Annotated in this window: 22 protein-coding genes and 1 pseudogene; 7 read left to right on the top strand and 16 right to left on the bottom strand. The window is 59.3% G+C overall.

Translation table 11 applies throughout. The annotated features are described in order from the left end of the window. Nucleotides 1–9 precede the first annotated feature (9 nt). From rplI to ACKXF9_RS14805, 4 genes are all read right to left on the bottom strand, one after another. Nucleotides 10–465: a 50S ribosomal protein L9 gene (gene rplI / locus ACKXF9_RS14820; RefSeq protein WP_249236991.1), complete on the bottom strand. Its 456-nt coding sequence runs from the start codon at nt 463–465 to the stop codon at nt 10–12. A 290-nt stretch (nt 466–755) separates the two neighbouring features. Further along, nucleotides 756–1,859: a UDP-galactopyranose mutase gene (glf, locus tag ACKXF9_RS14815; RefSeq protein WP_418266641.1), complete on the bottom strand. Its 1,104-nt coding sequence runs from the start codon at nt 1,857–1,859 to the stop codon at nt 756–758. A gap of 23 nt (nt 1,860–1,882) precedes the next feature. Then, a complete protein-coding gene (locus ACKXF9_RS14810) occupies nt 1,883–3,862 on the bottom strand; it encodes a DHH family phosphoesterase (protein ID WP_418266640.1) in 1,980 nt (659 codons plus the stop codon). Between the two features lie 46 nt (nt 3,863–3,908). Then, nucleotides 3,909–5,735 (bottom strand): ribonuclease J, encoded by a 1,827-nt coding sequence (locus tag ACKXF9_RS14805; RefSeq protein ID WP_418266639.1) that lies wholly within the window; start codon nt 5,733–5,735, stop codon nt 3,909–3,911. A gap of 399 nt (nt 5,736–6,134) precedes the next feature. Between ACKXF9_RS14805 and rnhA the strand changes: the two genes are divergently transcribed. Continuing rightward, nucleotides 6,135–6,599: a ribonuclease HI gene (gene rnhA, locus ACKXF9_RS14800; protein WP_249236995.1), complete on the top strand. Its 465-nt coding sequence runs from the start codon at nt 6,135–6,137 to the stop codon at nt 6,597–6,599. After that, nucleotides 6,596–7,126, top strand: coding sequence for a hypothetical protein (locus ACKXF9_RS14795; RefSeq protein WP_418266638.1), 531 nt, complete (start codon nt 6,596–6,598; stop codon nt 7,124–7,126). Before rnhA ends, ACKXF9_RS14795 begins: the two co-directional genes overlap by 4 nt. A 320-nt stretch (nt 7,127–7,446) precedes the next feature. Here ACKXF9_RS14795 and mgsA read toward each other — a convergent pair whose 3' ends face one another. From mgsA to ACKXF9_RS14750, 9 genes and pseudogenes are all read right to left on the bottom strand, one after another. Continuing rightward, nucleotides 7,447–7,851 (bottom strand): methylglyoxal synthase, encoded by a 405-nt coding sequence (gene mgsA, locus ACKXF9_RS14790; RefSeq protein WP_005939970.1) that lies wholly within the window; start codon nt 7,849–7,851, stop codon nt 7,447–7,449. Nucleotides 7,852–8,044: 193 nt separating this feature from the next. Then, the gene (locus ACKXF9_RS14785; RefSeq protein ID WP_418266637.1) at nt 8,045–10,351 is read right to left on the bottom strand and encodes a peptidoglycan D,D-transpeptidase FtsI family protein; all 2,307 of its coding nucleotides are present in this window, start codon (nt 10,349–10,351) and stop codon (nt 8,045–8,047) included. A 19-nt stretch (nt 10,352–10,370) separates the two neighbouring features. Further along, the gene (gene mreD, locus ACKXF9_RS14780) at nt 10,371–10,904 is read right to left on the bottom strand and encodes a rod shape-determining protein MreD (RefSeq protein ID WP_418266636.1); all 534 of its coding nucleotides are present in this window, start codon (nt 10,902–10,904) and stop codon (nt 10,371–10,373) included. Between the two features lie 12 nt (nt 10,905–10,916). Next, nucleotides 10,917–11,747: a rod shape-determining protein MreC gene (gene mreC / locus ACKXF9_RS14775; protein WP_418266635.1), complete on the bottom strand. Its 831-nt coding sequence runs from the start codon at nt 11,745–11,747 to the stop codon at nt 10,917–10,919. Between the two features lie 143 nt (nt 11,748–11,890). Next, nucleotides 11,891–12,914 (bottom strand): annotated as a pseudogene (locus ACKXF9_RS14770) (rod shape-determining protein). A gap of 157 nt (nt 12,915–13,071) precedes the next feature. Next, nucleotides 13,072–13,626 carry a Maf family protein gene (locus ACKXF9_RS14765; protein WP_249237001.1) on the bottom strand — a complete coding sequence of 185 codons (555 nt, stop codon included), beginning with the start codon at nt 13,624–13,626 and terminating at the stop codon, nt 13,072–13,074. Between the two features lie 34 nt (nt 13,627–13,660). Continuing rightward, nucleotides 13,661–14,107 (bottom strand): dUTP diphosphatase, encoded by a 447-nt coding sequence (gene dut, locus ACKXF9_RS14760; protein ID WP_249237002.1) that lies wholly within the window; start codon nt 14,105–14,107, stop codon nt 13,661–13,663. A gap of 94 nt (nt 14,108–14,201) precedes the next feature. Further along, the gene (locus ACKXF9_RS14755; protein WP_418266634.1) at nt 14,202–16,277 is read right to left on the bottom strand and encodes a DUF3656 domain-containing U32 family peptidase; all 2,076 of its coding nucleotides are present in this window, start codon (nt 16,275–16,277) and stop codon (nt 14,202–14,204) included. A gap of 27 nt (nt 16,278–16,304) precedes the next feature. Then, on the bottom strand, nt 16,305–16,739 hold the full coding sequence (locus tag ACKXF9_RS14750) for a cell division protein ZapA (RefSeq protein ID WP_418266633.1): 435 nt from the start codon (nt 16,737–16,739) through the stop codon (nt 16,305–16,307). Nucleotides 16,740–17,164: 425 nt separating this feature from the next. Here ACKXF9_RS14750 and ACKXF9_RS14745 point away from each other — a divergent pair, with 425 nt between their 5' ends. The 5 genes from ACKXF9_RS14745 to ACKXF9_RS14725 all read left to right on the top strand — a co-directional run bounded on the left by ACKXF9_RS14745 (nt 17,165) and on the right by ACKXF9_RS14725 (nt 23,734). Next, nucleotides 17,165–19,570, top strand: coding sequence for a glycogen/starch/alpha-glucan phosphorylase (locus ACKXF9_RS14745; RefSeq protein ID WP_418266632.1), 2,406 nt, complete (start codon nt 17,165–17,167; stop codon nt 19,568–19,570). A gap of 74 nt (nt 19,571–19,644) precedes the next feature. Beyond that, entirely contained in the window at nt 19,645–21,501 is a 1,857-nt protein-coding gene (locus ACKXF9_RS14740) for a glycoside hydrolase family 13 protein (protein WP_418266631.1), read from the top strand. A 274-nt stretch (nt 21,502–21,775) separates the two neighbouring features. Next, nucleotides 21,776–22,225, top strand: coding sequence for an NfeD family protein (locus ACKXF9_RS14735; protein ID WP_120079455.1), 450 nt, complete (start codon nt 21,776–21,778; stop codon nt 22,223–22,225). Between the two features lie 50 nt (nt 22,226–22,275). Next, nucleotides 22,276–23,181: an SPFH domain-containing protein gene (locus ACKXF9_RS14730; protein ID WP_005939926.1), complete on the top strand. Its 906-nt coding sequence runs from the start codon at nt 22,276–22,278 to the stop codon at nt 23,179–23,181. Nucleotides 23,182–23,257: 76 nt separating this feature from the next. Beyond that, nucleotides 23,258–23,734 carry a YhcH/YjgK/YiaL family protein gene (locus tag ACKXF9_RS14725; RefSeq protein ID WP_348583158.1) on the top strand — a complete coding sequence of 159 codons (477 nt, stop codon included), beginning with the start codon at nt 23,258–23,260 and terminating at the stop codon, nt 23,732–23,734. A 127-nt stretch (nt 23,735–23,861) separates the two neighbouring features. Here the strand turns inward: ACKXF9_RS14725 and ACKXF9_RS14720 are convergent, their stop codons facing one another. The 3 genes from ACKXF9_RS14720 to ACKXF9_RS14710 are packed head-to-tail and all read right to left on the bottom strand — an operon-like array spanning nt 23,862 to nt 25,505. After that, nucleotides 23,862–24,020, bottom strand: a complete 159-nt coding sequence (locus ACKXF9_RS14720) for a hypothetical protein (RefSeq protein WP_418266630.1) — start codon at nt 24,018–24,020, stop codon at nt 23,862–23,864. Between the two features lies 1 nt (nt 24,021). Next, entirely contained in the window at nt 24,022–24,663 is a 642-nt protein-coding gene (locus ACKXF9_RS14715) for an ABC-2 transporter permease (RefSeq protein WP_418266629.1), read from the bottom strand. After that, the gene (locus ACKXF9_RS14710) at nt 24,660–25,505 is read right to left on the bottom strand and encodes an ABC transporter ATP-binding protein (protein ID WP_418266628.1); all 846 of its coding nucleotides are present in this window, start codon (nt 25,503–25,505) and stop codon (nt 24,660–24,662) included. The genes ACKXF9_RS14715 and ACKXF9_RS14710 overlap by 4 nt, the downstream gene beginning before the upstream one ends. Between the last annotated feature and the right edge of the window lie 2 nt (nt 25,506–25,507).

Raw genomic sequence — 25,507 nt, 5'->3', positions numbered from 1 at the left:
GCAGAAAAATCAGGCCTGTTCCACTTCCACCTGGATCTTGAAGGAAGCAACCACACCAACGTGCAGGCGGACCTTGCCGTTGAACACACCGGCGTCCTTGATGTCCTTGGTTTCCAGCTCGATCTTCTTCTTATCGATGGGAGCGCCTGCCAGCACAGCCAGAGCATCGGCAACCTCCTTGCCGGTGACTTTGCCGTGCAGACGGCCGGATGCACCGCCCTTGGCCTTGATGGTCACGGTCTTGCCCTCGATCTTTGCAGCCAGAGCCTTGGCAGCGGCCACGGTCTCAGCCTCATGGAAGTCGGCTGCAGCTTCCTTGCTGCGGGCAACGTTCACAGCGCTGGCATCTGCCACAGCGGCAAGCTTGCGCGGGAACAGATAGTTGCGGGCGTAGCCGTCGGAGACCTCATGGATCTCATCCTTCTTGCCAATGCCCTTGATATCCTGCTTGAGAATCACTTTCATGATAGTATCCCTCACTTCTCACCGGAAAACCGGTGCAGTTGTTGTGTTTATAGTATAGCGCATTTGCCGCTTTTGGGCAAGAGGAAGCGCCTGACCATTTAAAATGGCCGCCGCTCCGCTCTGGCCATATTCAGCGGAAATTTTATTTTTAATTTGTAAATCAGAAAAATCTGCGGATTTTTCTGATTTACTTTTTCACAGGAGGGGTCGTAACGGCAAACGGCATACGCTGCTGTCGGCCTGCGGCCGTCGCGCAGCGACTTTAATACGAAAAGCGTTAAGCAAAGCGGTTACGCCAGTTCCTTTGCAGCCACGTCCAGAGCCACCTCAATGACCTTGTCCATGTCGTAATACTTGTACTCACCCAGACGACCGCCGAAGATGACGCCCGGCTCCGCATCGGCCAGCTTCTTATACTCGGCATACAGGGCGCCGTTCTTCTCGTCATTGACGGGATAGTACGGTTCATCGCCCTTTTTCCATTCAGCACTGTACTCGCGGCTGATGACCGTTTTGGGCTGGGTGCCGAACTCAAAGTGCTTATGCTCGATGATGCGGGTGTAGGGGGTCTCGGCGTCGGTGTAGTTGACCACCGCGTTGCCCTGATAGTTGTCGGTGTCCAGCACCTCGGTCTCAAACCGCACGCTGCGGTACTGCAGCGCACCCAGACGATAGCCGAAGTATGCGTCCACCGGGCCGGTGTAGACAACCTTCTCTGCCAGTGCGTTCAGCGCGTCACGGTCAGCCAGATAATCCACGCCCAGACGCACCTCGGTGCCGTCCAGCATTTTTTCCACCATGGCAGTGTAGCCGCCATTGGGAATGCCCTGATACAGTGCGTTGAAATAGTTGTCGTCGTAGGTGAAGCGCACCGGCAGGCGCTTGATGATAAAGGCCGGCAGCTCCGTGCAGGGACGGCCCCACTGCTTGCCGGTGTAGCCCTTGATGAGCTTTTCGTAGATATCGGTGCCCACAAGGCTGATGGCCTGCTCTTCCAGATTCTGCGGGTCGGTGATGCCGGCAGCAGCCTTCTGCTCCTCGATCTTGGCCTTGGCCTCGGCGGGGGTAACAACGCCCCACATCTTATTGAAGGTGTTCATGTTGAAGGGCAGGTTGTAGATCTCGCCGTGATAGTTCGCCACCGGGCTGTTGGTGTAGCGGTTGAACTCCGCAAACTGGTTCACATACTGCCACACGGCCTTGTTATTGGTGTGGAAAATGTGCGCACCATAGCGGTGGACGTTGATGCCCTCCACCTGCTCGGTGTAGATGTTGCCTGCAATGTGGCCGCGCTTGTCAATGACGAGGCACTTTTTACCTGCTTTTTTTGCTTCCTGTGCGAACACGGCACCATAAAGGCCGGCGCCGACAATCAGGTAATCGTATTGTTTCATAGGTGTGGACCTCACTCTTCTGGTTATTTTCCCTCAGCACCGCCCTTTTTCTGCGATGCGTAGTATTTGTCGATGGCACCCTCGATGCGGGAGCGGGCTGCCTCCGGCGTGATGTGCTTGAGCTGTGCCGCGGCCATGGTCTGGTGTCCGCCGCCGCCCAGACTCTCCATGATGACCTGCACGTTCACAGCGCCCAGACTGCGGGCCGAGACGTTCACGCCTGTGCCCACCTGCACCGCCACAAAGCTGGCATCCACGCCCTGAATGGTCAGCAGGTCGTTTGCCGCCTGTGCAATGGCCACACGGGCCTCCGCGGCCACCTCACCGCCGATGGAAATGGCGCAGTTCCGGTACATTTTTGCTTTTTCCACAAGCCCCGCCTTGGCGTTGTACTCCACCATCGTCACGTCGAACAGCTGGCGCACCCGCTCGGTCTCCGCACCGTAGCGGCGCAGAGCAGCAGCGGCTTCAAAGGTACGCACACCGGTGTGCAGGGTAAAATCGCGGGTATCCAGCATGATACCGGAGAGCAAGCCCTCGGCTTCCACCCGGTTGGGTTTGTCGTCGCGGTCGCCCACATACTGCAAAAGCTCGGTGACCAGTTCGCTGGCCGAAGAGGAATAGGGCTCGTGGCAGACAAGATCCGGGTTCTGGATGTAGCCCACGCCCTTGCGGTGGTGGTCGATGACGGCCACCCTGCCGCATTTTTCCAGGATCTCCTTGCTCTCCACAAGGCCTGCCTGATATGTATCCACCACGATGCACAGGGTGCGTTTGGAAATAATGGGCAGGGCATCCTTCGGGTCGATGAAATCATCCCGCTGACCCGCTTTGCACAGGGCATCGATCAGGCTACCCGCCAGCGTGGCATCCCGCCGTACTGCGATCACCGCCGGGACGTCGCAGATCTTGCAGATGCGCAGCACGCCCTCGGCAGAGCCAATGGCGTCCAGATCGCTCATACGGTGGCCCATGATGACCACATGGTCGGCTTCCTTGATCAGCTTCACCAGCTGATCGGCCACGATGCGGCTGCGCACCTTGCTGCGCTTTTCCACGCCATGGCTCACGCCGCCGTAAAAGGTAAAGCCGTCCGGCGTCATTTCAGCCGCCTGATCGCCGCCGCGGCCCTGCGCCATATCCAGTGCCTGCACGGCCATATCCTGCGCTTCCCGCAGGGTCTTGGCCCCGCGGCCAATGCCGATGGACAGCGAAAGATTCACGCTGGGGTCCAGTGCACGGATCTTGTCCAGCACATCGTAGCCCCGGTTGGCGAACTGCTCCATCTGGCGCTCTTCCACCACAGCGATGTAGCGGCCGCTGGCCACACGGCGCAAAAAGCCGCTGCCCCGGCCGATCATATCCTCCAGCGTGCGGTTGATGCCTTCCAGCAGGCGGGCGCGCTCGCTGTCCAGCATGTCACCGAACACATCATCGTAGCCATCCACCAGAAACACCAGATAACCCGGACGGCTGGCCTTGTATTCCGCCTCCACCTTGCGCAGGGCGGTCTCCTCGTTCAGCACCAGCAGGGTCATGCTCTCGGCATTGCCGGGCACCGTGGAACTGTGTACGCTCCACATGCCGTCCGCGAGGGTCAGCAGCTGGCCCTCCTGCTTGCGGCACTGCTGCAGGTCAAGGCCGGGCATCACCTTCTGCACACGGCTCACCAGCACATCCTGCCCGTTCAACAGGCGGGCGCGGAACTGTGCATTGTACCACAGCACCGTCTCACCGGAAAGCAGCGCGGCCGGCTGCGAGAGTGGCTCCAGACTGAACTGCAGTTTGGAGCTTTCAAAGCTGCCGCCGCACATCCACCGGGCCACCCACTTGCGCAGCTGGCAGCGGAACAGCACCACCACAACGCCCCACAGCACCACCAGTGCCAGCAGCGCCGGCCATGCCGTGGGCCGCTGGACCAGCAGCACCAGCACCAGCAGGCCGCACAGCACGGCCAGACTGGCGGTGAGCATCTCCAATGTCCATCTTGGTTTTTGTTTCATCAAATCTCCTGCCTTCCGCCGCATTGTTTGCGGCAGCGTGCCCGGATCAGACCTCCATCAGGATGGGGAGGATCATCGGGCTGCGCTTGGTGCGCCGATAGATATAGCTGCTCAGTGCCTCGCGCACACGGGTCTTGACGCTGTTCCAGTCGCGCACATGCTCGTCCACGCAGCGGTCCAGCGCATTTTCCACGATGCTCTGTGCACCGTCCATCAGGCTCTCGTTCTCGCGCACATACACAAAGCCGCGGCTCACAAGGTCGGGGCCGGCCAGCACTTTGCCGGTCTTGCTGTCCACGGTGGCCACGATGATCACCAGACCGTCCTCGGACAGGTGCTTGCGGTCGCGCAGGACTACATTTCCCACATCGCCCACGCCCAGACCGTCCACCATGACGGCACCGGCCGTCACCGGCTCACCCAGCTTCATCTCATCCTGACTGAGGATGACGTTGGAGCCATTCTCCGCAATGAGGATGTTGCTGGTGGGGATGCCGAGGCTTGCGGCGGTGAGGGCATGCTTTTTGAGCTGCTTGTACTCGCCGTGCACCGGCAGGAAATACTTGGGCTTCGTCAGGGTGAGCATGAGCTTCTGCTCTTCCTGACAGGCGTGGCCGGAAACGTGCACATCGTACATGCTCTCGTAGATGACCTCTGCCCCCAGCAGCAGCAGACCGTTGACGATCTTGGTCACGCTCTTCTCGTTGCCGGGGATGGGATTTGCCGAAATGATAATGAAATCGCCGGGGCCAACCCGCACCTGACGGTGGCTGCAGGACGCCATGCGGGAAAGGGCGCTCAGGGGTTCGCCCTGACTGCCGGTGGTAATGAGCACTACCTGCTCCGGCGGGTACTGGTTCAGCTCATCCACGCTGATGAGGGTGCCCTCCGGGATGTGCATATAGCCCAGCTCCTGCGCCATGGCGGTGTTGTTCACCATGCTGCGGCCGCTGAAGGCCACCTTGCGGCCATCCTCCACGGCCAGATCGATGATCTGCTGCACGCGGTAGATGTTGGAGGCAAAGGTGGCAATGATGATCCGCTTGTTGCGGGCACGGGCGAACAGATTGCGCACACCTGCAGCCACCTTCTGCTCGGTGGCGGTAAAGCCCGGGCGCTCGGAGTTGGTGGAATCGCTCAGCAGGGCCAGCACGCCGCGCTGACCGTACTCGGCCAGTGTGGACAGGTCGGTGACGCCGCAGGCCAGCGGGGTATAATCGATCTTGAAGTCGCCGGTCTGGATGATGGTGCCCGCCGGGCTGTCGATGGCAAAGGCCACCGCGTCCGGGATGGAGTGGTTCACATGGATGGGCTCAATGGTAAAGCAGCCCAGCCTGATCTTCTGTCTGGGGGTGATCTCCACGAACTTGGTCTTGCCTGCCAGACCGAACTCTTCCAGCTTGTTGCGGATCAATCCGCAGGTCAGGCGGGTGCCATAGATGGGCAGATCAAATTTCTGCAGCAGATACGGGATGCTGCCGATGTGGTCTTCGTGGCCGTGGGTGATGAGCAAGCCCTTGATCTTATCCTTGTTCTGCACCACAAAGGTGAAGTCCGGGATGACCATGTCCACGCCGTACATGTCGCTGTCCGGGAACACCAGACCGCAGTCCACGATGATCATGTCGCCGTTGCACTCGTAGACGGTCATGTTCTTGCCCACTTCACCCAGACCGCCCAGCGGATAGATGTGGATGGGCACCGCAGCCTCTCTGGGCTGCTGCGGGCGGCGGGGCCGGCGGTTATAATAAGGACGACGGGTGGTACGGGGGCGCTTTTCGCCCGTCTGCGCAGTAGGTGCGCCCGCATTCTGATTCGCTGCTGCGGCCTTACCGCGTGCGGAAACATTGGTATTTTCTTTCGACTGTGCCATTCTGACCTCCAAAATAATTACAGCGCAGGCCGTCCCCGTTTGTGGGAACAGCCGCGCTGTGCATGGGAAGCACCTTGAAAAATCGCATCGGCTTCCGTTGGATGCACCGTATAGAATTTATTTCTCAGCGTGTTTTTTGCAAACCGCTGCCTGTTCCGTAAGAGGTTTTGTGCCAGATAAGTCCATCTGCTCGATGCGACCGTGGCTTTTCTGTTGGAACGCCCGGGCACACGCCTGCGGTGCGCCCCTATACGCATTTTGTTAGGATAAGTATAGTATTTCCCGGCGTTTTTGTCAATTCCAAGGTTTGGCAGCTCCGGCACGGAATATACATTCGCACTTGACAGAAGCCCAAAAATAGCGCTAAATAGAAGCAACTCATTTTATAAGGAGAACCGCATGAAGCAGGTCGAAGTGTACACCGACGGCGCATGCAGCGGCAATCCCGGCCCGGGCGGCTGGGGTGCCGTGCTGCGCTACCGTTTTAACGGCAAAGTCTATGAAAAGGAGCTCAGCGGCGGTGATGACAGCACCACCAACAACCGCATGGAGCTGACAGCCTTTATCGAGGCGCTGCGCCAGCTCAAGGAGCCGTGCGAGGTGCGGCTGTGCTCCGACAGCCAGTATGTCATCAACGGGCTGCAGAAGGGCTGGGCCAGAGGATGGCAGCGCAGGGGCTGGAAAAAAGCGGATGGCTCCCCTGCCCTGAACCCGGACCTCTGGGCACAGGCACTGGAGCAGGAAGCCCGGCACAAGATCACCTACGTCTGGGTCAAGGGCCACGCAGGCCACCCGGAGAACGAACGCTGCGACCAGCTGGCCGTGGCACAGAGCAAAGCACATGGCGGGAGGCAGGGAACATGAGCGACACATTTTTGCCCGGCAGCGGGTTTGACACCTACGAGAGTCAGGATAAAGTTCTGGTGCAGATGGATGGCAGCAGAGAATGCGCCGTAGCCGTGCGCATTTTACAGCAGCAGGGCTTTGCCGTGGCAGGTGCCGCCGTGCGGCTGGACGCCGGGCAGGCCGCCGGAGCGGAGGCGGCCCGAAAGGCGGCGGAAGCCCTTGGCATCGAGTGCATCGTGTTGAACGCCGAAGCACTGGCCGGTCAGGACGCCGATGTTCTGGGCGATGGCGGCACACCGCTGTTTGCCGCCCTGCTGACGGCTGCAGACAAGTTTGGGATGCAGTATGTGGCAACCGCTCACCGCGCCCGGGTGGAGACCGGCGCAGACGGCGTGCACACTGTCTGCCCGCCCGCAGGCACCGGCAGCGATGACAGCACGATTCTTGCAGCTCTGCCACAGGAGACACTGGCACGGCTGATTTTACCGCTGGGTGATTTTGCCCCGGAAGATGTAGCCGAAATGGCCGAGGATTTTAAAGTTTAACAAATACAATTTTGAATGGCCTCCGTTGCACTCTGGCCATATTCAGCGGAAACATTATTTTTATATTAGAATTCCGGAAAATCTGCGGATTTTCCGGAATTCTTTTTTCACAGGAAAGGCCGCTGCGGCACACGGCATCTGCTGTTTTTGCTTCCTGCGGAAACAGCTGCACGGCGGCAGAAATGCATTCTGCGGTTCGAACCCCATTCCCGTGAAAATGAAAATCGGGAACATCCGCAGATGTTCCCGATTTTCGCATTATCAATATAATTTCCGCTGAATATGGCGCAGCGCACGCCGAGCCATTCCAAATCGTTTTGTCAGTTCTGGGGATGCACGATATCGCGCCAGTCCAGATCGCCGCGCTCCAAGCCGTGGATCAGCACCTCGGCGGTGGCGATGTTGGTGGCCATGGGGATATTGTGCACATCGCACAGGCGCAGCAGCGTCATTTCGTTGGGCTCGCTGGGCTTTGCGTTGATGGGGTCGCGGAAGAACAGCAGCAGGTCGATCTCATTGCAGGCGATGCGGGATGCGATCTGCTGGTCGCCGCCCTGCACACCGGCCAGAAAGCGCTGTACCTGTAAACCGGTAGCCTCAGCGATCAACTTACCGGTCGTACCGGTGGCCACCAGTTTATGCTGGCTCAGGATACGGCAGTAAGCCGTACAAAACTGAACCATCAGCTCCTTTTTGGAGTCATGTGCAATGAGTGCGATCGTCATCCGTTACCCTCTCCTCTTTCTTCACGATGCGGACCCACTTGTAAAAAGTCCTTTGGTTGAAATGATATCACAAAATCCAATCTTTTACAACCGGTTTTTATACAAAACATTCAATTTTGTTTTCTTTTCAGGGGTGTTCCCATTCAAACCACCGCTGCAGCGCCCTTTCCCGCGTCGGTTTTGTCTCCCGTTTTCAGTTCTCCGGCGCAATGGCATCGGGGTTTTGTTCAGCCTGCGCTACGTCCGTCCCATCCGGTACAGCAGGCTGCGCTGTGTCTGCGGCAATCCCTTCCGGTGCAGCGTCCTGCGCTGCGGGAGCCGTCTGCCCGGCCTGCGGCGCAGCAGTGTCGGCGGTCTGCCCGACTGCCGTTTGTCCTGCGGCATCGGTCTGGGACGCGTCCTGTTTTGCCTGCTGGGCCTGCTCGGCCTCTTTTTCTTCCTCTGCCTGCTGGGCAAGAGAGCCGTCCTTCAGGGCAAAGTAGGCATTGGCGATATCCACCACCAGATCACCGGTACGTGCACCGTAGCCGCCGTACTCAATGGTGATGCCGATGGCGATCTGCGGATCGTCCGCCGGCAGATAAGCCACCATCATGGCGTTCAGATAGTGCTTGCCTGAGGCATAGGTCTCGCTGCGCTGGGGCGTACCGGTCTTGCAGGCGATGGGCACCGGATAGCTTGAAATTTTGCCGCTGATGGTGCTGGGCACCTGCTTCATGCCCTGACGCACCAGTTCAAAGGTGTTGCCGGTGCCCTCGATGACATCCATGACCTCGGGCTTGGTCTCGCTGAGCACCTCGCCGGTATTGGTATCCAGAATGGCCTTGACGAAATGCGTGCGGTAGCGGGTGCCGTTGTTGGCCAGCGTTGCCGCATAGGTGGCCAGCTGGATGGGGGTGACCACCGTGTTGCCCTGACCGATGGCAGCCTGAACGTCCAGCGATGCGGTATAGTTGGAGTCGTTCTTGGTGGTCAGCCGTCCCAGCGCCTCACCCACCTCCACGCCGGTGCGCTGGCCCAGACCCAGCTTATAGGCATAGGCATCATAGACATCGCTGGTCAGGCGGCGGCCCACATCATAGAAGAAGACGTTGCAGCTCCACTTGATGGCTGTGATCACATCGATGTTCCCGCTGTGGCCGTGGCGGGTGCAGCGGGGATGATAGTCCTTAAAGTAGTTGTACACGCCGTTGCAGTATACAGTAGAATACTGATTGATGAGGCCGCTGTCCAGCGCAGCCACCGCCACGGCGGGCTTGAAGGTGGAGCCCGGCGTATACAGGCCCTGCAATGCGCGGTTGAACAGCGGCAGGCTCGGGTCAGAGCTGTACTCACTGTAGTTGGACGCATACAGGTTCTGGTCATAGCTGGGGTAATTGGACGCTGCCATCACGCTGCCGTCCTTCACATCCAGTACCACCACCGCACCGGCGGCAGCTTTCATGGTGCCGGTGTTGTACACGCGGTTGATCATGTCGATGTTCTCTGCCAGCGCCTTGTCCACGGCGCGCTGGAAGTTGCTGTCGATGGTCAGCTGCACCGTATGGCCCGGCTCCGGCACTGTGGTCAGGCGGGTATCCACGATCACGCCGTCCGAGTTGCGGGTGATCGTCTCCACGCCATCCTTGCCGCGCAGCTCATCCTCATAAACGGATTCCAGACCGGAAATGCCCAGAACATCGTTCATATTATAGCCTTTTTCCCGCAGCGGATAGGTCACCTGACCATTTGAATCGGTCACCTTCCACTTTTCAGCGGTGATCTTGCCCACACGGCCCAGCACGGCCGGGATGATATCGCTCTGATCGTAGCTGCGGGCACTGGTCTCCACGATCTCCACGCCGGGCAGCTGCAGGCTGTGCTCCTTGATGGTAGCCACCGTTGCCGCGCTGACGTTTTCTGCCATGACAAAGTTGTTCACATTGGAAAAGGCCTGCCGGTCCATCTCGTAGTGGATGCCGGCCAGCACCCGCTGCCATTCCAGCGAGAAGCCCTGCAGCTCGTTCTTTTCCACCAGCATTTCCATCACATCGTTGGCGGTGGCATACTGCTGCAGGCCAAGGGTCTCCTTCATATCTGCCAGCTGCTTCTGATCGCTGGCAGAAGAATCATCGTCTGTAAAGGCATAGCGGCCTGCTGCGTCCGGCTGGCCGATGAGCAGGGTATCGTTCCAGCTCTCGCCGTTTTCCCGCAGCAGCTCCACGATCTGCTGCAGCATGGCGTCCAGATCGCGGTCTCCCATCAGCAGCTTGTTGAGCACCACATTATAGCTGGTGGCCGTGGTGGCAATGCGCCGCCCGGCGCTGTCCACGATGTCGCCGCGGGCCGCAGTGACCGTGAAATTATAGTCGGTGGTGTTGGTCGCCTTGGCTTTGAAATCGTCGCCGTTGACCAGCTGCAGAAAGATCAGCCGCATCGCATACAGGCCCATGATAACACAGGCCACTGCGATGAGCAGGAGCATCCGCCGCAGGACGGTTTTTCGTTCGTTTTGGTTCATCCGCGTTTCCTCCGGCGGTTCAGATCACGCCGTTGTCGATTTTGAACTCGTTATAAATGCGCCGCACCAGACTGAACAGCACCAGCGACGGCACCAGCGTCATCACTGCCGAGGGCAGCACAAAGGTGAGCCAGCGGCTCAGCGCCCAGCTGTAACCCGGCATATAGTAAAAAAACAGCCAGTCCAGCGAGAGCACCACAAGGGCCGTGCCGGTGCCGATGAGCGCAAAGTTCCATGTGCTGCCCTGCAGATACACCTGCACCAGCACCGAAAGCGCAAAGCAGAGCAAAAGCAGCTCCAGCGCCAGCATTCCCACCGTGCGCCCGGCGGTGTAATCCCACAAAAGGCCGCCTACCGCGCCGAACAGCGCCCCGGCAAACTCGCCCTCGTACACCGCCACCGCAAGACAGAGCGGCAGGATGAAAAGCGGTTTTGCCTGCCCCAGCCGGAACAGGCCGGGCGTGGTCTGCAATGCCGCGCACACAAACAGCGCTGCCGCGTAGCAGACCCATTTCAACGCCTGACTGCGGCTGCGCATACGGCGTGATTCCATACCGGTGCCTCCTTAATAATCGGTGATGACAAAAACATGCTTGACGGTGCGCGGGTCTGCGCCCGGGCGGATGACCGCCAACGAGGATTTGCCGCTGACTTCCGGCTCCACCTTCTGCACCACGCCCACCAGCACATCCGGCGGGAACACGCCGCCAAGGCCGGTGGTGATGACCTGATCGCCCATCTGAGTTTCGGCGGCGCGCTCCAGATTGGTGAGCACGCACAGGCCGTCACCGGCGTAGTCGGTGCTGCCGGTGAGGATGCCGTTTTCCCGCGTGCGGGACACAACGCCCGCTGCGTTGAAGCTGGGATGCAGGACGGTCATCACCTTGCAGCTGGTGGTATCTGCCTCCACCACGACGCCCACAAGGTAGCCCTTATCGCTGATCACGGCATCGCTCACGGCTACACCGTTCACGGTGCCGCAGTCCAGCGTAAAGCCGCCAAACTCATCCAGCGGGTCGCGGCCGATCACAAAGCCGGAAACATAACTGGCCTCGCTGTTGGTATCCTGAATGCGGGTCAGCGCCTTGTAGGCTTCGTTCTCCGCCTTGATGCGGTCGTAGTCCACCATCTGCTGGCGTAGTTCGGCGTTCTCAGCCTCCAGCTGTTCGTTCTGGGCCATCACATCATCGATGCTGGTGTATTTTTCCCACACCGAACCGATGCCGCCGCTCAGGGCCGAAGTCACCTTCTGAAACGGCGTAAGCACCACGCTCAGCAGCTCCTGCGGGGCGGCAGTCAGCCGGCCATTGGCGCCGGCATAGGCCATGATTCCCACCAGAAACACCGCCACCGCCACCAGTATCTTAAATTTCCATGTGTCAAAAAAATCCTTCAAGGGGGTGTCCTCCTGTTCGGGCTCCTGCCATAAGAAAAGCGCGGACAGCTCTGCCATCCGCGCAAGGAACATTGTTTGCCGCGGAAATCAGCGCAGGCGCTGCGCAAAAGAGCTTTTTCCGCAAGTACGGGCTGCGGCCCGTGTTACATGTGTCCGCCGTCGGTGTCCAGCACATCATGCAGGACGTCCACGTGATCCAGGACCGCACCGGCACCCTTGGCCACGCAGTCCAGCGGATCTTCCGCAATGTGCACGTCGATGCCGGTCTCGCTCTGGATCAGCTCGATCCAGACCCCGCAGCAGTGCGCCGCCGCCGGTCAGGGTGATGCCGCGGTCGATGATATCCGCGCTCAGCTCCGGCGGGGTGCGCTCCAGCGTTTCCTTGATGGCGCTGGTGATCTTGACCAGACACTCCAGCAGTGCCTCGCGCACATCCTCCGAGTGGACCACGATGTTTTTGGGCAGGCCGTCCACCAGATTGCGGCCCTTGATCTCCATGGTCATTTCAGGGTCCAGCACATAGGCAGAGCCGATCTCGATCTTGATCTGCTCTGCGGTGCGCTCACCAATGAGCAGGTTGTATTTGCGCTTGATGAAGGCAATGATGGCCTGATCGAACATATCACCGGCCATGCGCACGCTGCGGGAGGCCACGATGCCGCCCAGAGAAATGACAGCGATCTCAGCCGTACCGCCGCCGATGTCCACGATCATGCTGCCGGTAGGCTCGCTGATGGGCAGGCCCGCACCGATAGCAGCAGCCATGGGCTCTTCAATGACGGACACCTGACGGGCACCGGCCTTGAGGGTCGCTTCGCGCACCGCGCGGCGCTCCACCTCGGTGACGCCCGACGGGATGCAGATGACCACGCGGGGGCGGGAGAACATGCTGTTGCCGCATGCCTTCTTGAGGAAGTTCTCCAGCATATTGGCCGTGATGTCAAAATCAGCAATGACGCCGTCCTTCAGGGGGCGGACCGCTACGATGCTGCCGGGAGTGCGGCCAATGACTGCCTTTGCCTCGGCACCCACGCAGCGCACCTCATCGGTCTTGGTGTCCACGGCCACCACCGAAGGCTCACGCATGATGATGCCCTTGCCCTTCATATATACCAGAGTATTTGCGGTACCCAGATCGATACCCACATCTTTTGAAAACAGGCCCATTGTAATTTCTCTCCTTATTGCTTCCCATTGAAATCTATCCAGAGCGTCCGGCGGACTTTTTACGCCGCCCTGCGCAGAATAACACGGTTCTATTATAGCCGCAAGCCAATGATTTCTCAAGCGTTTGCGCAAGTTTTCTTCGTTTTTTCCAGTTTTCTCACATAAAATGTGCCAGCAGCTGTACGGTGCGGCTCACCGGCAGGCCCATGATCGTGTAGTAGTCGCCCTCGATGCGGTCCAACCAGAGGGCCGCACGGCCCTGAATGGCGTAGGCACCGGCCTTGTCGTAGGGTTCAGCGGTGGAAGCGTAAAAGTCGATCTCCTCCCCGCTCAGCGGAAAAAAGGTAACGCGGCAGCTGTCCACAAAGCTTTCGGTGCGGGTCCCGTCCGAAATGCACACACCGGTGTGCACCTCGTGGGCAGCACCGGAAAGGGCCCGCAGCATCCGCTTTGCGTCCTCTGTGCTGTGGGGCTTGCCGAACACTTCACCGTTCACATCCACCACGGTGTCGCAGCCGATGACCACCGCACCCGGGTGCTGGGCCGAAACAGCAAGGCATTTGCCCCGGGCCAGCTGCTCCACCAGCTGAGCAGGGGTGTCGGCCTGCACTGTACTCTCGTCAAAATCGCTGACACAGACGGTGAAATCGGTGGTGTACAGAGAAAGCAGCTCCCGCCTGCGCGGGCTGCCGGAAGCTAAAATCAAATTCATAGGATTCATCTTTCTTTTCAACATCCTTGCCCGCTTATTTACCCGTCGAGCCAAAGCCGCCCTCGCCGCGCTGGGTATCGCCCAGTTCTTCGGCGGGCACAAAGGCGGCGGTGTACACCGGTGCAATGCACAGCTGCGCCACACGCTCACCGGGCTGGATGGTGTAAGCCTCCCTGCCCAGATTGACCATGGGCACCTTCAGTTCGCCGCGGTAGTCGCTGTCCACCACGCCCACGCCATTGGCCATGCACAGGCCGTGCTTGATGGAAAGGCCGCTGCGGGCATACACCAGTGCCACGCTGTGGGCACCCGGCAGCTCGATGGCAAGGCCGGTGGGCACCAGTGCCCGCTCCATAGGGGCAAGGGTGAGCGGCTCGTCCAGAACGGCGCACAGGTCGGCGGCGGCAGAGCCGGGGGTGGCGTAGGCGGGCACCTTTGCCCGGGCATCCAGTACCTTATATTTTACAGTGATGGGTTCCATAGTATACCTCGTTTTTTATTCCTCTACTGCGAGCTCGCCCTTCGGGAGAGCTCCGGCATTGCGCCGCCGCAGGCGGACGATACCGGTGAGAGGGTCAGTTCGTACCTTTAAAATACAGTCCGCGGGTAAAATCCCCCTCAAAGGGTGCGTGAGTGCGGATCATGTCAAGGATCTGCGCTGCTTCCTCCCGGCTTTCCAGCGTGAAGTAGGCCACACCGTAGTCCACCGTCAGTGCGCCCGGCTTATCTCCCATATAAATAGGTACGGGATTGTAGATGGTGCGCACACCAAGGCCGCACCGCACCGGGAATTTCTTTGCCTTGCGGTCGGTCAGTACACCGGTCTTATCGCAGTGGGCGCAGTCGTGGATGTTCTGCAGCGGGCAGGCGCGGGTGACCATCAGCGGCATGTGACCGTACACCAGCACACCGGTAGGCACCGGCCTGCCGTCGTGGGTGGGTGCAATGGTGCTGATGTCGCTATCCTTCACCTCGGGCAGGATGAGCATGGAGCCAAGGCCATTGTCTGCATAGAACTGTGCGGCCAGCTGATTGGTGATGTTCAGGCCAAAGCTGCCGCTCATGGGCAGGCCCCGGCACAGGCGCAGGTGGGCGATATTGCTCACCTCATAGCCCGCAAAACCGGCATCCTGCGTGGCCGCGATGCGGCGGGCAGTGTCCTCTTCCAGACGGCCGAACATGATCCGGGGCAGCTCCAAAAGGGTCTTTGCCCGCCATTCCCGGGGCACGCGGTCGGCCTGCGCAATGGGCAGGATGAGATACTCGATGCCGTCAAGCGCCCGCTCCGGCACCTGCTCCCAGTTCTCGAACCGGGCACGCAGGGTGCGGCGGGACGGCAGGGTGCGCAGCGGCAGAGCGGGCACATGCTCGTCCGTGGCGGGCCATGGGCGCAGCACTTCCCGCTTTTTCAGCAGGGTATCCAGCGCTTCCCGGCGCAGCTCGTTGACGGCACTGCCGGGCACGAACCACGGCCCACCGTCCATTTCCACCGTGATATCCTCTGCCGATGCCGCAAAGGGCGTACCGCCGGTCTTGGCAAGGCTGCGGTGCAGGCTCTCGGTAGGGTCGGTGCGGGCGGGCTGCGGCTCAGCGTCGCCATAGGCGAAGGCCTTATTGCCGTCGGCGTCCATGACGGTGAGCTTCTCGCCGCCCTCTTCGATCTCCAGCTTCATCTTCACCGGCACACGGCTGCGCTCACGGCGGTAAAGCTCCCGCAGCATGGGCAGGGTCTTTTTGGTCTGCTCGGCGTCCGCTTCGCTGCGCACACCAAACATGGTACCGTCAATTTTCCCATCCAGATAGCCGGAGGTGAAGCCCGAACGGCTGAAGGCATTTTTCAAAAGGTCACGGTCGTAGGCGCGGCCCTCCCGGCCTGCCAGACAGGCGCTGACCGCCGCCGCCACGTACTCCGGCGTGCGCAGACGGCCCTCAATTTTTGCCGATGCCACGCCAAGCGCCTGCAGCTGGTCCAGCTTATCGATGACCGAGTTGTCCTTCAGGGACAGGTGGTGCAGACGGCCCGGCTTACCCTCCGGCAGAGCGTTTGCCTCAAAGGGCAGTCGGCAGGGGCCTGCACAGGAGCCGCGGTTGCCGCTGCGCCCGCCCAGAAAAGCCGACATATAGCACTGGCCGCTGACACACATACACAGCGCGCCATGCACAAAGCACTCGGTCTCGATGCCGCAGTGCTTCGTGATGTGCTCCACCTCAGGCAGGCTCAGCTCCCGGGCCAGCACCACCCGGGTGAAGCCCAGCTCCTTGAGCTCCAGTGCACCCTGCAGGCTGTGCACGCTCATCTGTGTGGAGCCGTGGCGGGGCAGCTGCGGAGCGATCCTGCCGATCAGGGTTGCCACCGCCAGATCCTGACAGATGACGGCATCTGCCCCGCTGGCAGCAACGGCGCGAATGGCCGCTTCCAGCGCAGGCAGCTCCCCGCCGTAGACGGTAGTGTTCAGCGCCACATGCACGGCCACGCCCCGGGCATGGCAGAAGCGCACTGCATCTTTCAGCGTGTCTGCGTCAAAATTGTTGGCACTGGTGCGGGCATTGAAGCCCGAAAATCCCAGATACACTGCATCGGCCCCGCTGAACACGGCGGCACGCAGCATTTCTTCATTGCCCACCGGGGCAAGGATCTCGATCTTTGACATATTTCTCCTTTATCCTGTAAAAGGCGCTCAGCCCTTCTGTTCCGCGTCTTCGCTTTTGCCCGCCGTCTGCTGCGCGGCCTGCTGGGCGCGCTCTTCGCGCCGGGCTTCCTTGCTGCGCATCTTTTCCAGCTGTTCCCGCAGAGCGGCAGCCTCCCGGCGCAGCACCTCGTTTTCCGCCTTTGCCTTGTCTTCTGCCAGCTTTGCGCGGGCGGCGTCCGCAATGTAGTCCTGGATCTGGCTGCGCATGTTCTCCGCGCTGCCGGTGCTCTTGCGGTACTCGTCCAGATAGTCCATGGCGCAGAACACCGCCGCCTTCGTCACCGAAAGGTTTTCGTTTGCATCCAGCAGCTTTGTGATATCCTCGTCCAGCTTTTTTGCCAGCGACTGGATATATTTTTCCGGGTCCGTCGTAGCGATGGCATACGGCGTACCCGCAATGTTCACCCGTACCTTGTTGACCATATCTATTCCCCTTTATCCTTTTCCGCCCTTGTGCAGGCGGTTCTGTTCTTGGCGATTTCCGGAAAATGGCACCGTTTCCGGTACCGTTTCGGTGTTTTGTTCCCCTCCGGGAGAGTTACCCGGCACATTTCCCCCGGAATTTGTGCCCGAAAATGTTTCGGAAAGCAGGTTTCTCTCCCTATTATAATATAAATAAGCATCAAGAAAAAGTGTATTTTTTGAAATTTTGGCATATTTATCAGAAAGTTCAATAAAAAAATGTCAGTTACGGAAAAAATCCCTTGATTCCTTGCATTTGTCATTCTGCCATATTATAATATCTTTGTTATGTTGGCGGCAGAGCAAGTGAGGGAAAGTGCCTGCAGGCGCCAATTATTTCAATTATTTTAGCAAAGCTGAAAACTTATGCGGATAGGAGTACCTTTATGACATCGAAAGAATTCGGTAAACTTCTTCAGGACAAGCTCACCAGCGAGTACGGCGTGGAGCTGAGTGTTGCTTCCAACCAGCAGATCTACCGCTCTCTGGCGCTGATCTGCCGCCAGATGATGAGCGAAAACCACAAGAAGTTCCAGTCCAAGGCCATTGGCACCGGCACCAAGCAGGTGTACTACCTGTGCATGGAGTTCCTGATGGGCCGCAGCCTGAAGACCAGCCTGCTGAATCTGGGTCTGGACGAGGTGGCAAAGAAGGCCCTGTCCGATGCCGACATCAGCATTGACGGCATCTTTGAGGAAGAGCCGGATGCAGGTCTGGGCAACGGCGGTCTGGGCCGTCTGGCTGCCTGCTATCTGGACGGCATGGCCACCACCGGCATCTGCGGCACCGGCTACTCCATCCTGTACGAGTACGGCATCTTCAAGCAGAAGATCGTGGACGGCTGGCAGCAGGAGCGCGCTGACAACTGGCTGCCCGGCGGTCAGGTCTGGCTGAAGAGCCACCCGGATCAGGCAGTGGAAGTCCGTTTTGACGGCGAGATCCACGAGAACTGGGACAACGGTTTCCACTATATCCAGCATACCAACTACAACAGCGTCATGGCTGTCCCCTCTGATATGTATGTGCAGGGCTACGACGGCAAGGGCGTTGCAAAGCTGCGCCTGTGGCAGGCAAAAGCACCGGATTTTGATATGTCCAGCTTCTCTCTGGGCAACTACAACACTGCAATGAGCAAGAACGCCAATGCAGAGCTGATCTCCAAGGTGCTGTACCCCAACGACAACCACGTGGAGGGCAAGATCCTGCGCCTGCGCCAGCAGTACTTCCTGTCTGCCGCTTCCATCGGCGATATCGTCCAGAACCACCTGTCCAGCTATGCGACCCTTGAGAACCTGCCCGACAAGGTCGCCATCCAGCTGAACGACACCCACCCCACCCTCGCCATCCCCGAGATGATGCGCATTCTGCTGGACGAGTGCGGCTTTGACTGGGACAAGGCATTCAACATCTGCCAGAAGGTCTTCTCTTACACCAACCACACCGTCATGGCTGAGGCTCTGGAAAAGTGGAATGTGGACATCTTCAAGATGACCCTGCCCCGTATCTACCAGATCGTGGTGGAGATGGACCGCCGCGCCCGTGCCGAGCTGGAGAAGGTCTTCCCCGGCGACAAGGGCAAGATCGACTATATGGCACTGATCGGCGACAATCAGGTGCGCATGGCAAACATCTGCGCCTACACCGCCAACAGCATCAACGGCGTGTCCAAGCTGCACAGCGAGATCATCAAGGACAGCGTCTTCCACGATTACTACCTGTTCAAGCCGCAGGCCTTCAAGAACGTGACCAACGGCATCGCTTACCGCCGCTGGCTGCTGGCCTCTAACCCCGGCCTGTGCAAGCTGCTGGACGAGACCATCGGCGACGGCTACAAGCATGATGCTTCCGATCTGTCCAAGCTGAACAAGTTTGAGAACGACAAGACCGTTCTCAAGCGCCTGAACGAGATCAAGCTGACGAACAAGACCAGCTTTGCCAACTATCTGGCAAAGAGCACCGGTCAGGTCATCGACCCGAACTCCATTTTTGACTGTCAGGTCAAGCGTATGCACGAGTACAAGCGCCAGCACCTGAACGCGCTGAACATTGCTGCCCAGTACCTGTACCTGAAGGAGAACCCCAACGCCGACTTCATCCCCAAGACCTATATCTTCGGTGCAAAGGCTGCTCCCGGCTACTACATGGCAAAGCAGATGATCCGCATGATCTGCAAGCTGGGCGACCTCATCAACAACGACCCCGCTGTGCGCGACAAGCTGCGCGTGGTCTATCTGGAAGAGTACTGCGTCTCTTTGAGCGAGCACCTGATGCCCGCCGCCGAGGTCTCTGAGCAGATCTCTCTGGCCGGCACCGAGGCTTCCGGTACCGGCAACATGAAGTTTATGCTGAACGGCGCTATCACTCTGGGTACTCTGGACGGCGCAAACGTGGAGATCGCAGACGCTGCCGGCAAGGAGAACGAGCTGATCTTCGGTATGCTGACCCCCGAGGTGAACAACCTCAAGCAGGTGGGCTACCATCCCAACGCTTTCATCATGGGCGACGATGTTGCCAACAACGCTCTGAACTTCCTGGAGCGCGGCTGGAACGGCGAGAACTTCCACGAAGTGACCGAGAACCTGCGCAGCAGCGACCCGTATATGGTCATGGCCGACTTCAAGGATTACCGCCGCGCACAGGCCGACCTGCAGAAGCTGTATGCCGACCGCGAAAAGTGGGCACACATGAGCCTGAAGAACATTGCCAACAGCGGCATCTTCAGCGCCGACCGCTCTGTGCTGGATTACGCACACGACATCTGGTACGCTTCCCCGGTGCCCATGGGCAAGTAATTTTCCCTTAAAAAATCATCTGCCCCGGCGGCGTTTGGCCCGCCGGGGCTTTTTTAAGAAAGGACGACCCTGCTTTGTCTTGTCTGTTCAATAGCTACGACCCCTATTTCAAGCAGCCCTTTGGCGCACTGCGGGCCGGTCAGACCGTACGCCTGACCCTTTGCATCCCGGAAGAGCTGGGCTATGTCGATCCTCATCTGGTGCTCCAGAAGGAGGGAAAATATGACGTGCCGGTGCACTACCGCATGAAGTTCGACGGCCAGACCCCCCAGCAGAACCACTTTTCCGTGGAGCTGCCGCTGAACGACCCGGGCCTGTACTTCTACTACTTCGACCTCTACACCGACTTCCGCCGCATCTACCGCGGGCCGGACAACTGCGGCGTTGTCAGCTGGCAGGAAGGCGAAAAGTGGCAGATCACCGTCTACGATGCCGGTTTCCAGACCCCGGAGTGCATCAAGGGCAAGGTGTTCTATCAGATCTTCCCGGACCGGTTCTGCGAGGGCATTGAGAACAAGCCCATGCCTTTCCCGGACCGGCTGTATCAGGCCGACAAACACGCCGAACCCTTCTGGCAGCCCAACGAGACCGGCGGCCACCTAAACGAGGACTATTTCGGCGGCGACTTGGAAGGCATCCGCATCAAGCTGCCCTATCTGCGGGAGATGGGGGTGGACTACCTTTACCTCAATCCCATCTTTGAGGCGCACTCCAACCACCGCTACAACACCGCCGACTATCTCAACGTAGACCCGCTGCTGGGCACCAACGAGGAGTTCGAGGTGCTCTGCCGCGAGGCCGCCAAGTACGGCATTGGCATCGTGCTGGACGGTGTGTTCAGCCACACCGGTTCCGACAGCCGCTATTTCAACCGCGAAGGCCGCTATGGGGATGGCGGCGCTTACCGCGACCCCAACTCCCCCTACCGCAGCTGGTACGATTTTGACCCCAAGTATAAGGGTGGCTACCGCAGCTGGTGGGGCTTCGAGACCCTGCCCGAGGTGAACGAAGAGAATCCCTCCTATGTGGAGTTCATCACCGGCGAGGGCGGTGTCATTGACACATGGCTGCGGCGCGGTGCCGCAGGCTTCCGTCTGGATGTGGCCGACGAGCTGCCGGACGACTTTATTGAAAAGATCCGCGCCGCTGTCAAGCGGGTCAGCCCGGAGAAGTTCCTGCTGGGCGAGGTGTGGGAGGACGCCACCACCAAATACGGCTTTGGCCAGCGCCGCACCTATCTGCTGGGCAAGGGGCTGGACAGCGTGATGAATTACCCCTTCAAGAATGCTGTGCTGGACTTTGTAAAGGGTAAACCCGCCGAGCAGGCCATGGGCGAAATTCTGTCCATCTGTGAGCACTACCCCGCCCCTGCCATGGACACTGCGCTGAACTTTCTCTCCACCCACGACACCGAACGCGCCCTCACCGTCATTGCGGACGAGCCCGCCAACGGCCGTGGCCGCGAGTGGCAGAGCGGCCGCTGTGTGACCGGCGAAGCCTACGAGGAGGGGATGCTGCGCCTGCGCATGGCCTATGCCATCATCTACACGCTGCCCGGCGTGCCCTGCCTGTATTACGGCGACGAGATCGGGATGCAGGGCTACCGCGACCCCTTCAACCGTGCCTTCTTCTGCTGGGACAGCCACGAAAAGCGCCTGAAGCCGGTACTGGCACAGCTGGCGCAGCTGCGCCACAGCTGCGAAGCCTTCCGCACCGGTGAGCTGCGGGTGCTGCGGGCGCAGGATGGCATCCTGCACTACCAGCGCGTAGGCGAAGCGGAAACCGCCGAGATCATCGTGAACCGCTCGGAACACATCATCGTGGAGCCGCTGGCTTCCGGCAAGCACACGGAGGTGAACCCCATGGGCTTTACCATCGTGGTGGATGAGAACGGTCACAACCCGAACCACAGCTATTACGATATCAAGTAATTGAGAACCCTCTCAGTCAAATCCTATCGGATTTGCCAGCTCTCCCGAAGGGCGAGCTTTATGCGCTATTCGGCAAGTTCTTTCTTCTCAACAGAAGCTTTGCTTACCGTCAGCTGCTTAAAAGCTCCCCCTCTCGGGGGAGCTGGCACAGCGCTAGCTGTGACTGAGAGGGTTCTTTCGTCTTTATTTCGTTTTCTGCGCAACGTTCCAGTAAAAAACGCTTGACCTTCCACCCGGGGGATACTCTATAATAGGGGCATAAGGAGGGAGAACCATGAATCCTGTTCCATTTCTCTGGCTGGCTGCCGTGGTGGGCTTTTTGCTGTTGGAGGCTTCCACCTTCAGCATGACCTCCGTCTGGTTCGCCGTCGGCGCAGCTGCCGCCCTGCTCACCTGCCTGTTCACGGATTCGTTCCGGGCGCAGGCCCTGGTGTTCATCGTGGTAAGCATTCTGTGCCTGCTGGCGTTCCGGCCGCTGGCTGCAAAGCTGCGCCAGAAAATCACCCCCACCAATGGCGACCGAAACCTTGGCCGGGAGGCCACCGTGCTGACCACCGTCACCGCCGACCTGCCGGGCCGTGTGCGACTGGACGGCGTGGACTGGAATGCCCGCTGCGCCACTCCCGGCGACATTCTCACCCCCGGGCAGCGCTGCCGTGTGACCGAACTGCACAGCACCCTGCTCATCGTGGAGCCCGTATTGACCGAAAGCCGCAGAGCGTGATCTGCGTTCTGCGCTGAAACGTTGCACCCATCTGAAAAAGGAGAACCACTATGGTCATGTTTTTTCTGATCCTCGCGCTGGTCTTTGTCGTCCTGCTGGTGATCATCACCAATATCGTCATCGTGCCCCAGTCCAAGGTGTATGTCGTTGAGCGGCTGGGCAGCTACTCCGACACATGGTCGGCAGGCCTGCACATTAAGATTCCCTTCATCGAGCGCATCGCCAAAAAGGTGAGCCTGAAGGAGCAGGTGGCAGACTTTCCCCCTCAGCCGGTCATCACCCGCGATAACGTTACCATGCAGATCGATACCGTGGTGTTCTTTCAGGTGATGGATGCCAAGCTCTACACCTACGGTGTCAACCAGCCCATTGCGGCAATCGAAAGCCTGTCCGCCACCACCCTGCGCAACATCATCGGTGAGATGGAGCTGGACCACACCCTGACCAGCCGCGATGTCATCAACGGCAAGATCACCGCCATCCTGGACGAAGCCACCGACAAGTGGGGCATCAAGGTGAACCGCGTGGAGGTGAAGAACATCATCCCGCCGCGTGAGATCCAGGAAGCCATGGAGAAGCAGATGAAGGCCGAGCGCGAGAAGCGCGCTGTCATCCTGAAAGCCGACGGTGAAAAGCAGGCCGCCATTACCGCCGCTGAGGGCGAAAAGGAAGCCGCCATCCTGCGCGCGGATGCTGTGAAGCAGCAGCGCATTCTGGAAGCCGAGGGCGAAGCACAGGCCATTCTGGCCGTGCAGAAGGCCAACGCCGATGCCATCCGCCTGTTGAACGAGGCCATGCCCAGCGATAAGGTTCTGGCCATCCGCAGTCTGGAAGCTCTGGCCAAGGTGGCCAACGGCAAGGCAACCAAGATCATCATTCCTTCGGAGCTTCAGAATCTGGGCGGCGTGGTGCCCAGCATCAAAGAGCTGATGACCGACCCGAAGGACGCAGAATAAAATTTAAAATTCCGGTTCACCGTCTGTGCTATATGCAGGCGGTGAACCTTGTTTTGCACGATAAAGGAGTTCTTCTATGATCTACGATACCCTGAACAACCTGCCCAACTATCTGGGCGTCAGCGACAATCTGGACACCGTCATTGAGTACATCATGGCCCGGGATATCACCACCCTGCCCGCTGGGCGCACCCGTATCGACGGCGATAAGGCCGTGGTCACCGTGAGCACCGTCACGCCCCAGACCTCCGACAAGGCTCTGTTCCAGCGCCACGACAACCACATCACGCTGGAGACCGATCTGGACGGCAGCGAGCTGTTTGAGGTAAGCCTTGCAGAGCTGACCCCCACCAAGCCCACCGATGAAGCCGCCGACACCACCGTGGGCACCGCCGGTACCAGCATTGCCGGAATGCTGTGCGAGGGACGTTTTGCCCTGTATCTGGCCGGAGAACCCTATAAATCCGGCCTGAAGGCGCAGGGCTGCGGTAAACTGAAGAAAGCCGTGTTCAGCATCGAGCTGGACCCGGACGAGGAAGAGACGGTGGAATAACCGACCTGCAAAAGCGGGTGGAGGAGCTGGAAACTGCACAGAAAAACGCCGAAGAGTCCGAGAAATAAATACAGTGACGCCCCTGCAGAAAAAGCTTTTCCTGCAGGGGCGTCACACTTTTTACACCTTACTTTTTATCCTGTGGGGCATCCAATCCTTTGAACATCACCATGCCCAGAATTGCAAAGCTGGCGCCCAGCACAAAACCCACTGTTCCCAGCGGCACGCTGAACGCGATGCCCATGGCAACACCGAACAGGATGCCCGCGATCTGACTTTTCTTCATTTTACTGCTCTGCCTTTCCGTACCATGCAACGGGCAGCCGCCACGAGAGAGCATACAGCGCCAGAGCCGCCACCAGCACTACGACCAGCACCAGCAGCGAACCCTGCGCAGGCAGGAGGCTGTTTAAAGCATTGTCCCCCGAAGAAACGAAATATCCCATAAAGCTTGCAAGCAGACCGATGCACAGGTAGTACGCATACCGGGCTTTCTGGTAGCCCAAGCGGTAGGCCAGCGGCAGCAAAATAATGTTGCCCAGCAGGGTCAGCATAGCCACCTGAAGCAGGGTCGCCACGGTGAGCTGAACCGTCACCGTGCCCCAGAGCAGCTGTGCTGCCGCCAGCGCTGTCATGCTCAGCAGTTCCGCCAGCACCATACCACACAGTCCGATGAGGTATTTGCCGCCCACGATCTGTCCTTTTGTCACCGGCAGGGCGGCGCTGTAAGCGCTGAACCGGCCGTTCTGGTCGTAAGCCAGCAAGGTCATGGGCAGGATGCCCAGCAAAAACCCGCCGTACAGCATAAAGAAATTAGACCCTTCCTTCATGAAAAACGTTCCCATCAACATCATGGCTACCGACGCCAGAATGATCCATCTGGTGTAGCTCCACATCTGATAGGCATCCTTTAATAGCAGACCTTTCATTGCACGTTCTCCCCTTTCACCATCAGCACAAACAGCTCCTCAATGCTTACCGGGGTAAGCTCTGCCCCGGCGGGCATTGCATCCCGGCGCACAAGCGCCTCTATCCCGTAGGGGGTGACCCGCTTGCCGTACACCCGCGTATCCAGTGCCGCCAGCTGCGCCGCCGTACCGTGCCACAGGGCGTATTCCTCCCGCAAAGCGTCCTTTTCCTCACAGAGCAGCAGCCTGCCCTTGTGCAGGAAGGCGATGGTATCGCACAGCTTTTCCAAATCGCTGACGATGTGGGAGGAGATGAGGATAGAGTGGTTTTCGTCCCGGGTAAAGTCCAGCAGCAGGTCGGTCACCTCGTCCCGCACCACCGGATCCAGCCCGTTGGTGGCTTCGTCCAATAGCAGCAGCTTCGGGTGGTGCGCCAGCGCCACGGCAATGCACAGCTTCATCTTCATGCCGGTAGAGTAGTCCTTGTATTGCTTTTTGTCCGGCAGGCCGAACTTCCGGCACAGCTCCGCATAGGCAGCAGCATCCCAGTTGCGGTAGATGCCCGCCATCACCTTGCCTGCCTGCACTGCGTTCAGGCACAGGGGGATGCCCTCGCTGCCCAGCACCACGCCGATCTCCTCTCTGGTGCGGACGGAAGCGGTGCGGCTGTCCCTGCCAAGGATGGTCACGGTGCCGCCGTCCCGCTGCACCATATCTAAGATTAACCGGATAGTGGTGCTTTTGCCCGCTCCGTTTTCACCGATCAGTCCGCAGATGGTGCCGCCGGGCAAGGTCAGATCCAGCGGTCCGAGGGTAAAGTCCTTATAGTGCTTTGTAAGTCCCCGCAGTTCCAGTGCGTTCATGT

This window comes from Faecalibacterium sp. 9 (genome assembly GCF_048320955.1).
Classification (GTDB): Bacteria; Bacillota; Clostridia; order Oscillospirales; family Ruminococcaceae; genus Faecalibacterium; species Faecalibacterium wellingii.
The sequence above is the reverse complement of the archived record's forward strand: the minus strand, read 5'-3'. Positions and strand labels throughout refer to the sequence as shown.

Bases quoted from the DNA above. Each gene is read 5' to 3' on its own strand.
- ACKXF9_RS14725 (WP_348583158.1), top strand. From the start codon at position 23,258: ATGATCTACGATACCCTGAACAACCTGCCCAACTATCTGGGCGTCAGC.
- ACKXF9_RS14765 (WP_249237001.1), bottom strand. From the start codon at position 13,626: ATGAATTTGATTTTAGCTTCCGGCAGCCCGCGCAGGCGGGAGCTGCTT.
- ACKXF9_RS14745 (WP_418266632.1), top strand. From the start codon at position 17,165: ATGACATCGAAAGAATTCGGTAAACTTCTTCAGGACAAGCTCACCAGC.
- ACKXF9_RS14715 (WP_418266629.1), bottom strand. From the start codon at position 24,663: ATGAAAGGTCTGCTATTAAAGGATGCCTATCAGATGTGGAGCTACACC.
- ACKXF9_RS14810 (WP_418266640.1), bottom strand. From the start codon at position 3,862: ATGAAACAAAAACCAAGATGGACATTGGAGATGCTCACCGCCAGTCTG.
- glf (WP_418266641.1), bottom strand. From the start codon at position 1,859: ATGAAACAATACGATTACCTGATTGTCGGCGCCGGCCTTTATGGTGCC.
- ACKXF9_RS14730 (WP_005939926.1), top strand. From the start codon at position 22,276: ATGGTCATGTTTTTTCTGATCCTCGCGCTGGTCTTTGTCGTCCTGCTG.
- mgsA (WP_005939970.1), bottom strand. From the start codon at position 7,851: ATGACGATCGCACTCATTGCACATGACTCCAAAAAGGAGCTGATGGTT.
- ACKXF9_RS14735 (WP_120079455.1), top strand. From the start codon at position 21,776: ATGAATCCTGTTCCATTTCTCTGGCTGGCTGCCGTGGTGGGCTTTTTG.
- dut (WP_249237002.1), bottom strand. From the start codon at position 14,107: ATGGAACCCATCACTGTAAAATATAAGGTACTGGATGCCCGGGCAAAG.
- ACKXF9_RS14720 (WP_418266630.1), bottom strand. From the start codon at position 24,020: ATGAAGAAAAGTCAGATCGCGGGCATCCTGTTCGGTGTTGCCATGGGC.
- ACKXF9_RS14795 (WP_418266638.1), top strand. From the start codon at position 6,596: ATGAGCGACACATTTTTGCCCGGCAGCGGGTTTGACACCTACGAGAGT.
- ACKXF9_RS14710 (WP_418266628.1), bottom strand. From the start codon at position 25,505: ATGAACGCACTGGAACTGCGGGGACTTACAAAGCACTATAAGGACTTT.
- rnhA (WP_249236995.1), top strand. From the start codon at position 6,135: ATGAAGCAGGTCGAAGTGTACACCGACGGCGCATGCAGCGGCAATCCC.
- ACKXF9_RS14755 (WP_418266634.1), bottom strand. From the start codon at position 16,277: ATGTCAAAGATCGAGATCCTTGCCCCGGTGGGCAATGAAGAAATGCTG.
- ACKXF9_RS14805 (WP_418266639.1), bottom strand. From the start codon at position 5,735: ATGGCACAGTCGAAAGAAAATACCAATGTTTCCGCACGCGGTAAGGCC.
- mreD (WP_418266636.1), bottom strand. From the start codon at position 10,904: ATGGAATCACGCCGTATGCGCAGCCGCAGTCAGGCGTTGAAATGGGTC.
- ACKXF9_RS14750 (WP_418266633.1), bottom strand. From the start codon at position 16,739: ATGGTCAACAAGGTACGGGTGAACATTGCGGGTACGCCGTATGCCATC.
- rplI (WP_249236991.1), bottom strand. From the start codon at position 465: ATGAAAGTGATTCTCAAGCAGGATATCAAGGGCATTGGCAAGAAGGAT.
- ACKXF9_RS14785 (WP_418266637.1), bottom strand. From the start codon at position 10,351: ATGAACCAAAACGAACGAAAAACCGTCCTGCGGCGGATGCTCCTGCTC.